At 74.3% G+C, this 14,460-nt stretch carries 14 protein-coding genes and 1 pseudogene; 10 read left to right on the plus strand and 5 right to left on the minus strand.

Annotation, left to right across the window (positions count from 1 at the left end; translation table 11 throughout):
- Positions 1–313: 313 nt before the first annotated feature.
- The 10 genes and pseudogenes from OG500_RS32765 (at position 314) to OG500_RS32810 (ending at position 9,025) form a co-directional block, all read left to right on the plus strand.
- Positions 314–1,348 carry a hypothetical protein gene (locus tag OG500_RS32765; protein ID WP_327070461.1) on the plus strand — a complete coding sequence of 345 codons (1,035 nt, stop codon included), beginning with the start codon at positions 314–316 and terminating at the stop codon, positions 1,346–1,348.
- A gap of 9 nt (positions 1,349–1,357) precedes the next feature.
- Positions 1,358–2,596, plus strand: a complete 1,239-nt coding sequence (locus OG500_RS32770) for an MFS transporter (RefSeq protein WP_327070462.1) — start codon at positions 1,358–1,360, stop codon at positions 2,594–2,596.
- Position 2,597: 1 nt separating this feature from the next.
- A complete protein-coding gene (locus OG500_RS32775; RefSeq protein WP_327070463.1) occupies positions 2,598–3,104 on the plus strand; it encodes a CYTH domain-containing protein in 507 nt (168 codons plus the stop codon).
- Positions 3,101–3,799 (plus strand): SDR family oxidoreductase, encoded by a 699-nt coding sequence (locus OG500_RS32780; protein ID WP_327070464.1) that lies wholly within the window; start codon positions 3,101–3,103, stop codon positions 3,797–3,799. The genes OG500_RS32775 and OG500_RS32780 overlap by 4 nt, the downstream gene beginning before the upstream one ends.
- Positions 3,800–3,845: 46 nt before the next feature.
- Complete coding sequence (locus OG500_RS32785) at positions 3,846–4,364, plus strand: AAA family ATPase (RefSeq protein ID WP_327070465.1); 519 nt, start codon at positions 3,846–3,848, stop codon at positions 4,362–4,364.
- Positions 4,358–4,795, plus strand: coding sequence for a hypothetical protein (locus OG500_RS32790; RefSeq protein ID WP_327070466.1), 438 nt, complete (start codon positions 4,358–4,360; stop codon positions 4,793–4,795). Before OG500_RS32785 ends, OG500_RS32790 begins: the two co-directional genes overlap by 7 nt.
- 157 nt (positions 4,796–4,952) lie before the next feature.
- Positions 4,953–6,059, plus strand: a pseudogene (locus OG500_RS32795) (adenosine deaminase); the annotation flags it as partial.
- A 21-nt stretch (positions 6,060–6,080) separates the two neighbouring features.
- Positions 6,081–6,782: a phosphoribosylaminoimidazolesuccinocarboxamide synthase gene (locus tag OG500_RS32800; protein WP_327071776.1), complete on the plus strand. Its 702-nt coding sequence runs from the start codon at positions 6,081–6,083 to the stop codon at positions 6,780–6,782.
- A gap of 42 nt (positions 6,783–6,824) precedes the next feature.
- Positions 6,825–7,622, plus strand: a complete 798-nt coding sequence (locus OG500_RS32805) for an HAD hydrolase family protein (protein WP_327070467.1) — start codon at positions 6,825–6,827, stop codon at positions 7,620–7,622.
- A 158-nt stretch (positions 7,623–7,780) separates the two neighbouring features.
- On the plus strand, positions 7,781–9,025 hold the full coding sequence (locus tag OG500_RS32810; RefSeq protein WP_327070468.1) for an MFS transporter: 1,245 nt from the start codon (positions 7,781–7,783) through the stop codon (positions 9,023–9,025).
- Positions 9,026–9,063: 38 nt separating this feature from the next.
- On the opposite strand, the gene OG500_RS32815 is transcribed toward OG500_RS32810, so the two are convergent.
- The 5 genes from OG500_RS32815 to OG500_RS32835 all read right to left on the minus strand — a co-directional run bounded on the left by OG500_RS32815 (position 9,064) and on the right by OG500_RS32835 (position 14,275).
- Complete coding sequence (locus OG500_RS32815; RefSeq protein ID WP_327070469.1) at positions 9,064–9,657, minus strand: hypothetical protein; 594 nt, start codon at positions 9,655–9,657, stop codon at positions 9,064–9,066.
- Complete coding sequence (locus OG500_RS32820) at positions 9,654–9,794, minus strand: hypothetical protein (RefSeq protein WP_327070470.1); 141 nt, start codon at positions 9,792–9,794, stop codon at positions 9,654–9,656. The genes OG500_RS32815 and OG500_RS32820 overlap by 4 nt, the downstream gene beginning before the upstream one ends.
- A gap of 76 nt (positions 9,795–9,870) precedes the next feature.
- Positions 9,871–11,184, minus strand: coding sequence for a DUF3533 domain-containing protein (locus OG500_RS32825; RefSeq protein ID WP_329585460.1), 1,314 nt, complete (start codon positions 11,182–11,184; stop codon positions 9,871–9,873).
- Between the two features lie 191 nt (positions 11,185–11,375).
- Entirely contained in the window at positions 11,376–12,218 is an 843-nt protein-coding gene (locus OG500_RS32830) for a siderophore-interacting protein (protein ID WP_327070472.1), read from the minus strand.
- A gap of 176 nt (positions 12,219–12,394) precedes the next feature.
- Entirely contained in the window at positions 12,395–14,275 is a 1,881-nt protein-coding gene (locus tag OG500_RS32835) for a gamma-glutamyltransferase family protein (protein WP_329585463.1), read from the minus strand.
- Positions 14,276–14,460: the final 185 nt, after the last annotated feature.

Consider the following 14,460-nt stretch of genomic DNA (forward strand, 5'->3'; position numbering starts at 1 on the left):
CGGATAACTTATTCGAACCGGCCCGGCGGGCGATCGGAAAATCCCGGAAGGGGACAACTCCGGCCCGCCTTCTGGAGAGGGAAAGAGGTGAGGTGACATGGGTATCAAGCTTGCGATGGTCAAGGCTCAGGCCGCTCACGGCGTGTCCTGACGATATGAACCGGTGCGGGTGCGGTGGCTGGCCACCGCACCCGCACCGATCGACGCGCGCGCGGTGGCCACCGGGATGCCGAGTGTCCCAAGAAGGCCGTGCGAAGAATTCTGTGCACGATGTGCAGAATCCGAAGGAACCGCCAGGACAAGGACGGCGAAGATGCTGAAGGAATTCCTCCCCCGATATCCCGAGGAGCTGGACCGGGCCCGCGAGGCCGTTCTCTCCCTGGCCCGGGCGGAGGGTGTCGAAGCCGCCTACATCGGCGGTGCCCTCGCCGCCGGACTGGGTACCCCGATGTCGGATGTGGACGTCTACTTCGTCGTCGCGGACGGTACGCCCTCCGCCGCCAGGCAGTTGTTCGTCGACGGACGGCGCTTCGACGTCGCGTACCAGAGCGTCGGATCGCTGCGGGCCCTCATCGCCGAGACCTCCCACTACCGCGCGGACCGCGACGACCTCGGCGTCCTGAACACGATGGGGCGCAAGTCGCTGGCGCCGCTGGTGCGCTTCCTGCTGGGCGAGGTGGTCCTGGACGACGGCTCGATCGCGGCGCTCGCGTCCCTGGCCCGGCAGTCGCTCCCGGAGTTGGTGCGGACCGTCGTCGGGGTGATGTCCTTCGAGGTCCACAACGCCCTGGAGGACGCGCACGGGTTCCACGCGGTCGGCGACCTCGAAGCCGCCTCCTGGGCCGGTCAACTCGCCTTCCTCTCCGCGGCCGAGGCGCTCCTCGCCGCGCACGGGGACCTCTACCTCGGGCAGAAGTGGGTCTGGGCCCGCTGGGCGCGGACCTTCGGTGCGGACCTCGCGCTGCCGTCGCCGGCGGCGGCGACCGCCGACCCGGTGGCCTTCGGGGACGCGGTCGCGGTCTGCCAGGACCTGCTGATCCAGGCGATCACCGGGCGGACGTATCCGCTGCGGCGGGGGGTGGCCGCCGGCGAGCTGGGCCGTGAGGCGACGGCCTGCGCGGTCCCGCTGCGCGACTCCGTGCTCGTCTACCTGCGCGGCGGCGACGCGGCCGAGATCAGCCGGGAGGGTCTCCTGCTCCTCGGGCTGGCCCACGGTCGCACCCGCGAGGAGGCCGTGCGGCTGACCCTGGAGCACCTGCGCGCGGGCGGCGGACAGGTCACCGAGGCCGAAGCGGCCGAGTACCTCGACGACTTCGTCGCGGCCGGCCTGCTCACGGTCAGGCGCTAGGCGCCCGCCATGACACGGACGGCTTCCCCCGTCGCCCCGCCGTCGCAGGAGCGGCGGGTGGCCCTGCGGGCCCTGTGGATCGCGACCTTCGCGTCCGCGGCGGGCACGGGCCTGGTCTACCCGGTCACCGCGATCCACATCGCCACGGACCTGCGGCTCGGGGTCCCGGCGGTGGCACTCTTCTACGGCACGCTGGCGGTGGCCGCCAGTGCCTGCGGCCCGGTCGGGGGCGCGCTGACCGCCCGCTTCGGCGCGCCGGTGACGGCGCTCGCCGGTGGCTCGTGCCAGATCGCGGGCTGGGCGGCGATGGCGTTCGCCTCCTCCGTGGCGCAGGTCATGGTGGTGGCGGTGCTGTGCGGTGTGGGCGGATCGCTCTTCTTCCCCGCCCTGTTCGGCACGATCGTGGCGGGCATCCCGGAGGAGCGGCGGAAGCGGACCTTCGGCTTCCGGTACACCGTGCTCAACCTCGGGATCGCCGCCGGGGCGGCGCTGTCCGGGCTCCTCGTCGTGCGCGTGGCGCCCGCCGTCCTCTTCCTGGCCAACTCCGCGAGCTACCTCCCGCTGATCCTCTGGGTCCGGCGCAACGGCGGCGGGACCCGGGAGCAGCACCCCGAGAACGGCGGCGCCGGCGCGGGGCGGCCGCGCGTGTGGTCGCGCGCCTTCGGCATCGCGCTGGTCGTGACCTTCCTGATGTCGGCCTTCGGCGCGGTGCAACTGGAGTCCACCGTTCCGCTCGTCCTGCGGCGGCTCGCCGGGCAGAGCCTGTCCATGGTCACGACGGTGACCGTGGTGAACGCCGTCGCCGTCGTCGTGCTGCAGCGCGTGCTGCGGTCGCGGGTGGACCGGTTCAGCGACGCCGGTGCGGTCGCCGCGGGGGCCGGGTGCTGGACGGCCGCCTACGCGCTGGGCCTGGCAGCGGCCGGCCTCGGTGACGGTCGGCCGCTGCTCGGCAAGGCCGTGCTGGTCTGCTTCGCGGTGGTCTTCGCCGCGGGGGAGGTGGTGGCCGCCTCCGCCCTGACCCCCATGATCGTCGGGCTGGTCGCCCAGGGGGCGGCCGCCCGGGCCACCGGGACCTCGGGCTCCGCCTGGAGCCTGGGCACCCTGGCCGGACCGGCGATGGGTGCCGCAGCGGTCGCCAGGGCCGGGCCCGAGGGAAGTTGGGGAGTCCTGGCGGCCGGGGGAACCTGCGCGCTGCTCCTCTGCCTGATGCTGCGCTCACACACCGCCGGTCGGCCGGAAAGGAACTGACATGGGAACAGAGCGGGAGCGGAAGTTCCTGGTGACCGGGGAGGACTGGCGGGCCGAAGCCGTGTCGGCCCACCGGATCCGCCAGGGCTTCCTGTCGAGGGACCTCGAACGGGTCGTCCGGATCCGGGTGGTCGACGACCGCGCCGGGTACCTGACGGTCAAGGGGGCCCGCAGCGGCATCAGCCGCCCGGAGTACGAGTACCCCATCCCGGTGGCCGACGCGATCGAGATGCTCGACCGGATGTGCCTGCCGGGCCGGATCGACAAGGTGCGGCACGTCTGCGGAGCGGACGGCTACCAGCTGACGGTCGACGAGTTCGGCGGTGTCCACCAGGGCCTGCTCCTCGCCGAGGTCGAGTACGACGAGGGGGTCACCGACGCCGTGCTCCCCGGCTGGCTCGGCACCGAGGTCACCGACGACGACCGCTACTCCAACGCCGTGCTGGCCGCCGGGGCCGTGCCGGGCGCCGCGGGCGCACCGGAGCCGACCCGCGGGAGCCGGTCGTGAGCGGGCAGCGCGTCGCCCTGGTCACCGGCGCCAACCGCGGCGCGGGGCGCGGCATCGCGCTCGCGCTGCACGCGGCCGGGTACCGCGTCATCGCCTTGAACCGCACGCCCGGTGACGCCCCGGAGGTCGAGGAGGTCGCCTGCGACCTGTCGGACCCGGCGGCGCTGGCCGAGGCCGTCGCCGAGGTGCACCGGCGCACCGACCGGCTCGACGTCTGCGTCTGGAACGCGGCGGTCCGCCGGCTCGGGGCCGTCGCGGACCTCGACGAGGAGTCCTGGTCGGCGAGCGTGGCCACCAACCTCCTCGCCCCCGCGCTGCTGACCCGGGCCACGCTGCCCCTGCTGCGCCGCTCGGGCGGCAGGTACGTCTTCATCGGCAGCCACGCCGGGACCCGGTACTTCGAGGGCGGGGCGGCATACTGCTCGACCAAGGCGGCGCTCAAGGCGCTGGTCGAGGTGCTGCTGCTGGAGGAGCGGGCGAACGGCGTGCGCGCGGTGCTCGTCTCGCCGGGAGCCATCGCCAACCGGGACTGGGACGCCTCGCCGAGCAAGATCTCCACCGCCTCGTTCGGCTCGCTCGTGGTCGACCTGGTCGACCGGATGCCGGCGGACCTCGCGGTGGGCGAGATCGAGGTGCGCCCCGCCGTGCTGGAGCAGGGGCCGGAGAGCGGACTGGCGCGGCTGCAGCGCGTTTGACCGACCTTCACCCGAACGGCCGGCGTTGACACGAAGGAGAAGAGACATGATCACGGGACGCCGCTACGCCGCCCTGGACGGCCACGACGGCTGCGGGAAGTCGACCCTGGCGCAGGCTGTCGCCGAACGCGTCGGAGCGCAGGTCCTCAAGCCCTATCCGGACAGCCTCGGCGACCACATCGCCTGGCTGTGGGGAGGCGAGCGGTTCGCGGAGGCCGACGCGCTCGCCAGGTCGAGCATCGAGCGCGTGCTGGAGAAGTCCGACCCGGCGCGCCCGGTCCTGTTCGACCGGTGCTGGAGCACGATGTTCACGGTGCTGCCCGAGAGCTACTGGCAGGCCTGGTACCCGCTGTGCCCGACCGTGCTGTGCCACGCGGACACCAAGGTCGTCATGGACCGTCTCGCCGAGCGCGGCGAGGACCCGGGCGACTTCGAGGAGCACGAGTACTACCAGCGGCTGTACCGGTCCCACGCGGCCCTGTCGCCCGACACGCTCCTCCTCGACACGAGCGAGCGGCCGTTCGAGGCGTGCGTGACGGACATCGTGGAGTTCCTGTCATGGTAGGGGGCGGCGGCGCCCGGGGCGCCGTGACCGCGCCGGTGCGCTGGGACGCCGCGCGGTCGTCCCTCTCGGTGGGGGAGGTCGGCGACGAACAGGCCGACGGCGTCGACCTGCTGGCCTTCAGCGGGCTCGCCTGGCTGACCCTGGACAGCGACGGAGGGGTCATGGCGGTCGACCTCCACGACGTGCCCGACGCACTGGCCGTGGTCGTCCCGCGGGCCGCCCGGCCGCGCTACTCCTGGAACAGCACGGAGAGCGAGGGCGCGGGCTCCTGGCTGCTGGACGCCGACAGCGGGTGGGTCTGGATCCGGCTCAGGCCGGGCATGGCCCACCGCCGGCTGGTCGGCACGGCCCAGGTGTCGGTGTGGCTGCGGGACGGCGTCGTGCTGGCGCTGCGCCTGGTGCTCGACGACAGCGCTGCCACGGGCGGCTGACGGCCGCAGCACGAGAGGGCAGGCCCCCGGGGCCCGCGGGATCGACGCCCGCGGGCCCCGAGGGCTGTCGTGACCTGCGTCAACCGCCTTCGTGCGGTGTGCCGTTGATCCGCGGACCACCCTTGATGTCTACGCGCGTCGAACCTAGGCTCTCGTCATGTCACTTACGAACTCGCGTGTCAGCCGGTCGCTTTCGTCGCAGCTGCGCCGCGCACCGAAGGTGCTGCTGCACGACCACCTGGACGGCGGCCTGCGCCCGCTGACCGTGGTCGAGCTGGCGAAGCAGTCGGGGTACGGCCACCTGCCGACGACCGACCCCGAGGAACTGGGTTCCTGGTTCCGGGCCGCGGCGGACTCCGGTTCGCTGGAGCGCTACCTGGAGACCTTCCGGCACACCGTCGGCGTCACCCAGAGCCGGGACGCCCTGTTCCGCGTCGCGATGGAGTGCGCCGAGGACCTGGCGGCCGACGGCGTCGTCTACGCCGAGGTCAAGTTCGCCCCCGAGCTGCACGTCGAGGCCGGCCTCGAGCCCGCGCAGGTGGTGGAGGCGGTGCTCGGGGGATTCCGGGAGGGCGAGCGCCGGGCCGCCGAGGCCGGACACCCGATCAGGGTCGGGGCCCTGCTCACCGCGATGCGCCATGCGGCCCGCTCGCAGGAGATCGCCGAACTGACGGTGCGTTACCGTCACGAGGGCGTGGTCGGGTTCGACATCGCGGGCGCCGAGGCCGGCTTCCCGCCCACCCGCCACCAGGCCGCGTTCGACTACCTGAAGCGGGAGAACGCCCACTTCACCATCCACGCCGGCGAGGCGTTCGGCCTGCCCTCGATCTGGGAGGCCCTGCAGTGGTGCGGCGCCGAGCGGCTCGGCCACGGCGTGCGCATCATCGACGACGTCAAGGTGGCCGAGGACGGCACCGCGGCGCTCGGCGAACTCGCCTCCTACGTCCGCGACCGGCGGATCCCGCTGGAGCTGTGCCCCACCTCGAACCTGCAGACCGGCGCCGCCGCCTCGTACGGCGAGCACCCCGTCGGGAAGCTGCGCGAGCTCGGCTTCCGGGTGACGGTCAACACCGACAACCGGCTGATGAGCGGGACCAGCCTGAGCCGTGAGTTCGAGGAGCTGAGCGCCGCCTTCGGCTACACCCTCGACGACGTGCAGTGGTTCACCGTCAACGCGATGAAGTCCGCGTTCCTGCCCTTCACCGAGCGGCTGGCCCTGATCAACGACGTGATCAAGCCGGGATTCGCCGCACTGAAGGCGGAGCCGCCGGTGCAGGAGCCGCCCGTGCCCGCCGACGGCGAGGGCGCCCCGGACATCGTCGGGCGCAGCAAGCGGCTGTGGCGCAGGGCGGACGGCACCTGCGACATCGAGATCATCCCCAGCCTGCGCAGCTACACCTACGACCGCGACGAGCTCATCCCGGCCACCGCCAAGCTGCGCCTGGACTTCTACCAGGCCGCCGCCGCCCGGCTCGCCGAGCGGGGGATCCGGACGGTCTTCCGGGAGCGCCTGAGCGACACCTCCTACCGCGCCGACTTCGTGCCCGGTCCGCCGTTCGAGGTCATCGTCAAGAACCTCGCGACGGGCTCCACCACCGTCAAGTACCCCGGCCTGTTCCCCGAGGGGCACCGCTTCGAGCCGCCGGTGGTGAAGTTCGACTTCCGCATCGACCCGGAGGACCAGCCCATCGGCGAGGACTACCTGCGGGCCGCCGGGGTCGACACCGAGGCGTACCGCCGCACGGCGCTGGCCTGCAACGCCGCGCTGCGCGACTGGCTCGCCCCGCTCGACCTGTGGGACTTCTGCCTGGTCATCGGCGACGGCCCGGACGGGCAGCCGGTCATCAACTCCGAGATCTCCCCCGACTGCATGCGGCTGCGCGACCCGCAGGGCCGCCCGTTGGACAAGGACCTGTTCCGGCAGGGCGCCGCCGCCGAGGAGATCGTGGCGGCCTGGACCGACCTGGTGCGCAGGATCACCGGGTGACCGCAGCAGCCGACCGGCCGCCCCACGGCGTGGAGACCGCGCGTGGACCGGGTTGAACTCCTCTGCACGGATCTGGACGGCACGCTGCTCGACTCCCGGGGGCAGCTGAGCCCCGGGAGTCTCGCGGCCCTCGCCGACGCCCGGCAGGCGGGGCTCGCGGTGGTCTGCGTCACCGGGCGACCGGTGCGCGACGCGCTGGGGTTCACCCGCCGCCACGGGCTGACCGGACCGCTGGTGTGCAGCAACGGCGCGGTGACCGTGGACGCGCAGAGCGGGGCCCTGCTGCTGTGCCGGGGCTTCGGGGCGGCGGAGTGCACCGAGGTGGTCCGCGCGCTGCAGACCGCGGTCCCCGGCCTGGTGCTGGGCCTGGAGTCGATCGGCGGGCTGGTGCTGGAGGAGGGGTTCGAGCGGCTCGTCCCGGACTGCTGGCCGCACCGCCCGGTCCGCACGGTGCGGACCGCGATCCGCCCGGACGACCCGGTGGTCAAGATCCTGGCGATCCACGCCGATCTGACGACGGGCGCGCTCGAACAGCAGGTCGCGGATCTGGTCGGCGACCGCCTGGAGGTCACCCGCTCGACCGGTCGCTTCGTGGAGCTCTCCGCACGGGGGGTGGACAAGGGCCGGGCCCTGCACTGGCTCGGCCGGCACCTGTCGGTGGCCACCGCGCGGACCGCGGCGGTCGGCGACATGCCGAACGACCTCCCGATGCTGCGCGCGGCGGGCCTGGCCGCCGCCGTGGCCAACGCGGACCCGCGGGTGCGGCAGGCCGCGCGGATCATGCTGCCGAGCAACGACCACGACGGAGTCGCCGACCTGATCCACCAGCTGCTGGACTGACCCGGTGGGCCGGTGCCGCCTGACCGCCTGACCGCCTGACCGCTGGGCTGCCTGACCGCCTGACTGCCGGGCTGCTCGGGCCCGCCGGACCGACGGGCCGATCCGCGGGTCGGCCCCCCGAACCCACCGTGCCCCGTGGGCACACCGAAGGAGAGTGCATGCCGTACCTGGCCCTGCTGCGAAGGCCGCACGTCGTGAGGCTGCTGGCCAGTTCCCTGGTCGGGCGGCTGCCCGGGGCGATGGCCGCCCTCGGCATCGCGCTGACGCTGCGCCACGAGGGCTACGGCTACCAGCTGGTGGGGTTGACCACGGGCGTGTTCGCGGCGGCGGGCGCGGTCGGCGGGCCGGTCCTGGGGCGGCTGGTGGACCGCACCGGCCAGCCCAGGACCTTGCTGGCATCCGCCTGCCTGGCGGCGGCGGGCTTCGCCCTGCTGGCCGCCGTCCCCGGCACGCCCTGGGCGGCCGTGGCCGGTGCGGCGGTGGCCGGCGCCGCCGCACCGCCGCTGGAGCCGTGCCTGCGGACCCTGTGGCCGGCCCTGGTCGAGGCCGAGGAGGTCGAGTCGGCCTACGCGGTCGACGCCGGCGCGCAGGAACTCCTCTTCATCGCCGGTCCGTTGGTCGTGGCGGGGATGGCCGCGTGCGCCCCGGCCAGGTTCACCCTGTGGGCCGCGGCGCTGCTCGGACTGCTCGGCTCCGCGGGGATGGCCACCGCGGCCCCCTCGCGGAACTGGGCGCCGGCCGCGCTGCCCGCCGCACCGCACTGGCTCGGCCCGCTGCGCAGCAAGGGCCTGCTGCTCCTGCTGGTCGCGCTCGGCGGGTCCGGCGTGGCGGTCGGCACGTTCAACGTCTTCGCGGTGGCCTACGCGGAGCGGTACCGACCGGCCGGCGGCGCGGGCACCCTGCTGGCGCTGTCGGCGCTCGGGGCGCTCGTCGGGGCGCTCGGCTACGGCGCGCTGGGCACGGCCCGCTGGACGGCGCCGGCCCCGGCCAAGGCGGTGCTGCTCGCCACCGGCATGGCCGGGGCGTACTGGCTGGTGGCGCTGGTCCCCGGGCCGGCCGGCGCCGGCCTGATCGCGGTGCTCACCGGTGTGTTCTTCGCACCCCTGCTGACCGTCTCCTTCGGCCTGGTCGGCGAGCTGGCACCGGCGGGAACCGCCACCGAGGCCTTCGCCTGGCTGGTCACCTTCATCGGCGTCGGCATCGCGCTGGGCGCGGCCGTGGGCGGGGTGGCCCTGGCCGACGGGACACTGCGCTCCGCGGCGGCCTGCGGCGCCGCCGGGGCGACCCTGGGCGCGGCCGTGCTCGCGGTCGCCAGGGGCCGCCTGGCGGTGCCGGCACCGGTCGACCCGCCGGCGGCGGCGCCACTGGCGGAGGCCGACGCCGGCTCGACGGGCAGGTCCTAGCGGATCGGCGGGTCAGCGGGTCAGCGGATCCAGCGGGTCTAGCGGAGCAGCTGGAAGGCGCCGCCGCCCACGATCGCCCCGACGAAGGTGCCGACCACGACCTGGGCGAGGGTGTGGTCGCGCAGCTTCACGCGCGACCAGCCGACGACGGGGATCAGCGGGCACAGCAGCACGGCCCAGGGTCCGTAGGCCAGGACGAGGATGGCGGTGGCCCCGGCGGACACCGCGGTGTGCACGGAGACCTTCCACCACACCGTGATGGCGAGGACGGCGACGAGCGAGACGAGCATCGCGACGACGAGCGCCGTCAGCTCCCTGGGCCCGCCGAGGCAGGACGTGAGGGTCAGGCCGACCGCGACGGAGACCAGGATCCCGGGGATGACGTAGAGGCGGTCCTGGCGGCGGCGCACGTGGCGGTCGCCCCAGTGGCCCTTCCGCTCGCCCCACTTGATGAACAGGATCGGTATCACGGCGCTGAACAGCGCGGCGACCAGGCCCCAGCCGATCCCGGCGAGGCGGTCGGCGTGCCAGCCCACGAGCAGGGTGACCAGGATGATCCAGTTCTTCGGCTCCAACCGGTCGGTGACGAGCCGGGCGTAGTCGGGGGCGGCCTGGACGGGCGTGCTGGTCATGCGGCGTACTCCTGGGCGAAGGCTGCGGCGGCGGGGGAGTGGTAGGCGGTGTCGAGAAGGCTCGCGGCGTCGGCGCACACGTCGAGGCTCGCGGCGTCGGCGCACACGCCAGGGCGCGAGCGCTTCCACCGACCCACCGCTTCACTCCTCGGTCCGCTGCGCCGCCACTGTCAGGGGCAGCTTAGAGGGGCGGGATGATCATGCGAAAAGCGCTCAGACGATCGTGGGGACCATCCGGTGCAGGCCCTTGCGGTCGTAGTAGCGGGTGACGGCCAGCCCGAAGGCCAGCGCCAGCACCACGGCGATGGCGATCATCACCCAGGCACGGACGAGTCCGGCATCGGCCCGGGCGTCGAAGTAGAGGATCGCCCGGGTGCCGTCGCTGAGCTGGCGCATCGGCTCGAAGACGGCCAGCCAGCGGTAGAAGGTGGGCAGCGCCTGCAGCGGGATCGTCGCCCCCGAGGAGGGCAGCGCGACCGCGACGAAGACGAACATGCTGACGAGCTGTCCGATGCCGCCGAACGCCGCGTTGATGGCCTGCACGCCGAGGCCCACCGCCGAGGTCGCGCAGAACGAGAAGACCCAGAGCAGCGGGATGTGCGAGGCGTCGATGCCGATGATCGCGATGCCGCCGACCATCACCAGCGAGGTGGTCACCACGGCGAGCCCCACCGACATGCCCCACTTGGCGAGCAGCGTCTGGGTGCGGTTGATCGGCACCACGGGACGGCGGGTGTGCCAGGGGCCGATCTCGCTGTCGGCGTAGCCGAGGCCGACGTCGACGCCGTTGCTGATGATGTTGGCACCCAGGAAGCCGGAGAGCACCAGCAGCAGGGTGTAGTAGAACGCGGTCAGCCCCAGCCCGCTGTGGGAGCCGATCGGATGGCCGACCTGGACCGAGACGGCGATCGGGTCGGCGAGCAGCAGGCGGGCCGCGCCGCTCTGCGTTCCGCCCGGTGCGCCGCTCTGCGGCGAGGCGGCCGCGGCGGAGGTCAGCGACCCGCCGAGCTGCAGCGAGGCCTGGTGGGCGGCCGTCTGGGCGATCGAGCTGGCCAGCGAGGAGGCCAGGCTGCCCACCCCGGGGTTGGTCAGCACGTTCACGGTGGGGTGCGCGGGCGGCTGGGGGCCGGTGGCGCCGAGCCCTTCGACCGCCGCGGTGAAGCCGTCGGGGACCTCCAGGACACCGTCCAGCCGTCCCGAGGCCAGCTGGTCCTGGGCGCCGGCCGGGTCCAGCACCCGCCAGGAGACCTGCTCCTTCGGGTCGGGGGCGCCGGCGATCCCGGCGGTGATCCGGGCACCGAGGTTCGCCGGGCGGCCGGCCACGGTGGCGCCGCGGTCGGCGTTGACCAGGCCGATCGGCAGCCGGTGCAGGTTGCCGTTCGGGTCCGCCACACCGCCCAGGTAGAGCAGCGACAGCAGCAGCGCCAGCAGGGCGACGATGCCGCCGGGGAAGTACCACGCCTTCGGGTTGCGCAGGACCTGTCCGGCGCGCACCTGCGCCGGTGCGGGGTGGGGCGGAGTGGTCATGGCGCTGCTCCCGGTGGCATCGGTGCGATCCACCGGCAAGCTAGCCGCCCCCGGCGCCCGCCGCCCCGTGACCCGCCCGCCGGCCGGTCGCGGTGCCCCGGGTGGCTGAGCGCGGGGCCGGGGTGTTGCGGTGGCGGGCGGGCAGCGGGCTGCAGGGTGTTGCGGTGCCGGGGGCCTTGGCGGGCGCCGGGTCAGCCGGTCTGCTCCTGCTCCGCCTCCACCTGGGCGTTCCACTCCCGCTTGGCCGCACGCCAGGCCTCGTCGCTCTGGCCGTACCGCCAGTAGCCGGAGATCGACAGCCGCTCGCGCGGGACGCCGTGCTCCACCCGCAGTTGGCGTCGCAGCTCCTTCACGAAGCCGGCCTCGCCGTGCACGAAGGCCGACACCGTGCCGGCCGGGAACTCCAGCGCGCGCACGGCCTCGACGAGCGCCTCGCCCACCGGGCGCCGGCCGCGGTGCAGCCAGGTGAGCTCGACCGCTGCCGGCGAGACGATCTTCTGCTCCTCCGCCGCGTCCGGGACCTCGACGAAGGCGTGCACCACGGCGCCGGCCGGCATCCGCTCCAGTGCCGCCGCGATCGCGGGCAGGGCGCTCTCGTCGCCCGCGAGCAGGTGCCAGTCGGCGTCGGCCTCCGGCGCGTAGCCGCCGCCGGGGCCCTGGAACCGCACCGTCTCGCCGGGCTGCGCGCCGGCCGCCCACGGGCCGGCCAGGCCCTCGTCACCGTGCACCACGAAGTCCACGGTCAGCTCGCGCAGCGCCGGGTCCCAGGCCCGCACCGTGTAGGTCCGGGTGACCGGCCACTGCTCGCGCGCGAACTCCTCGCGGATCCGCGCCAGGTCGAAGGGCTCGGGGTAGCTGACGCCGGCGGGCGCGAAGAGCACCTTGATGTAGTGGTCGGTGAACTCCGAGGCGTCGAAGTCGTCCAGTCCCGCACCGCCGAGGACCAGGCGCACCATGTGCGGCGTGATCCTCTCGTTGCGCAGGACCTGTGCCTCGCGGGCCCTCGGCGCTCTGCGGGTCGGCTGCTCTGTCATGGGGTCCCCCCAGGGAAATCGTGCAGGTCTGCAAGTAGTTAGGTATGCCTAAGTTAGCACTTCGCCGGGGGGAGTGCGCGAGTGGTGGAGTGCGTGGGTGATGGAGCGCGCGAGTGGGGCGTGCGCGAGTGGGGAGTGCGCGGGAGGTTGGGTGCGCGGGAGGTTGGGTGTGCGGGCTACCGCCCCGCCGCGTAGCCCTGCATGCCGCGCGGGTTCGCGGCGGCGGACAGGATCCCGGTCCGCGGATCGCGGGCCACCGCGCAGAGCCGGCCCTCGCTCCACGCCCCGGCGACCCGGACCCGGTGCCGGCGGCGGCGCAGCTCGGCGAGGACGTCGTCGCCGACCCGGGCCTCGACGGTGACCTGGGCGGGGTGCATGGCGTGCGGGTGGAAGGAGGACGGGAAGCTCTCCTGGTGCCAGTTCGGGGCGTCGATCGCGCCCTGCAGGTCGAGCCCGCCGCGCACCGGGGCGCACAGGGCGACGGCGAGGAAGAAGTGCAGGCTCCACTGGTCCTGGGCGTCGCCCCCCGGGGTGCCGAACGCCAGCACCGGCTCGCCGTCGCGCAGGGCCAGCGAGGGCGACAGCGTGGTGCGCGGACGGCGGCCGGGGGCGAGGGAGTTGGGCAGTCCCGGTTCGAGCTGGGCCATCTGCAGGCGGGTCCCGAGCGGGAAGCCGAGCCGCGGGACGACCGGGCTCGACTGCAGCCAGCCGCCGCTGGGCGTGGCGGAGACCAGGTTGCCCCAGCGGTCGACCACGTCCAGGTGGCAGGTGTCGCCCTTGGTGGCGCCGTCGGGGGTGATGCCCGGTTCGGCGAGGGTCGGTTCGGCGGTGTTCCGTTCGGGGAGGGTCGGTTCGGCGGTGTTCGGTTCGGCGAGGGTCGGTTCACCGAGGCCGGGCGCTGTCGTCGCGCCGAGGCGGGGTGCGTCGAGGGCTCGCCGGCCGAGCCGGGGCAGCCGGCCGCCGGGGCGGCCCGGGCGCAGCTCGGCCGAGGCGAACTCGCCGACCAGTGACCGGCGTTCGACGCTGTAGGCGGGGTCGAGCAGGTCGGCCACCGTCACCTCGGCGTGCTCGGTGTTGTCGCCGTACCAGGCCTCCCGGTCGGCCATCGCCAGCTTGCCGCCCTCGATCAGGGTGTGCAGGTACGCGGGGGTGCCGTAGGCCGTGGCGCCCTGGCCGAAGTCCTCGGGCAGCAGCGCGAGTTGCTGGAGGAAGACCGGCCCCTGGCTCCACAGCCCCGGCTTGCAGACCGTCCAGTTGCGCCACGAGTGGCAGACCGGCTCCTCGTACGTCGCCTCGAAGGCGGCGAGGTCGGCGCCGGTGAGCACACCCGCATGAGGTTCGCCGGAGGTGTCCATCGCCGGCCGTGCGGCGAACTCGGCCAGCGCCGCCGCGATGAACCCCTGCCCCCAGACCCGCCGGGCCGCGTCGATCTGCTGCTCGCGCCCGGCGCCGGCAGCCTCCGCCTCGGCCAGCAGCCGCCGCCAGGTGGCGGCGAGCGCGGGGTTGCGCAGCAGCGCCCCGGGCGCGGGCGGGCGGCCGTGCGGCAGGTAGAGCGCGGCGGAGCTGGGCCAGTGCGTCTCGAACTGCTCGCGCACCGCCGCGACCGCCGCCCCGACGGCCGGCACCGCCGGATGCCCGTCCGCCGCGTACCCGATGGCGTACCGCAGCACCTCGGACAGGCGCTTGGTCCCGTGGTCGCGGAGCAGCAGCAGCCAGGCGTCGACCGCGCCGGGGACGGCGGCGGCCAGTGGCCCGGTGCCGGGCACCTCGGCGAGCCCGAGCGAGGCGTAGTGCTCGATGGTGGCCCCGGCCGGAGCCCCGCCCTGCCCGCACAGCACCTGCGGGCGTCCCCCGGCCGGGGCGAGGATGATCGGCACCTCGCCGGCCGGGCCGTTCAGGTGAGGTTCGACCACCTGGAGGGTGAAGCCCGCGGCCACGGCGGCGTCGAAGGCGTTGCCGCCATCCTCCAGCACCGCCATCGCCGTGGCCGTGGCGAGCCAGTGGGACGAGGCCGCCATGCCGAAGGTGCCCTGCAGGGTGGGTCGGGTGGTGAACACTGCGACTCCTCGTGGTCGGTTCCGGCCCCCGTGTCCGGAGATGACTACCCAGCGGCGCGCCGCCCTGCGCGTGCGGGAACCTGCCGTCCGGTGCGGGCGTTGAGCGTGGTGCGGGGGCGGTGGGCCGAGCGACGGCGGGGCGGGAAGCGGCAGCGGGGCCGCCGAGGGTGCGTGACCTGGTGCTT

It is taken from the genome of Kitasatospora sp. NBC_01250 (assembly GCF_036226465.1).
In the GTDB taxonomy this organism is placed as follows: domain Bacteria; phylum Actinomycetota; class Actinomycetes; order Streptomycetales; family Streptomycetaceae; genus Kitasatospora.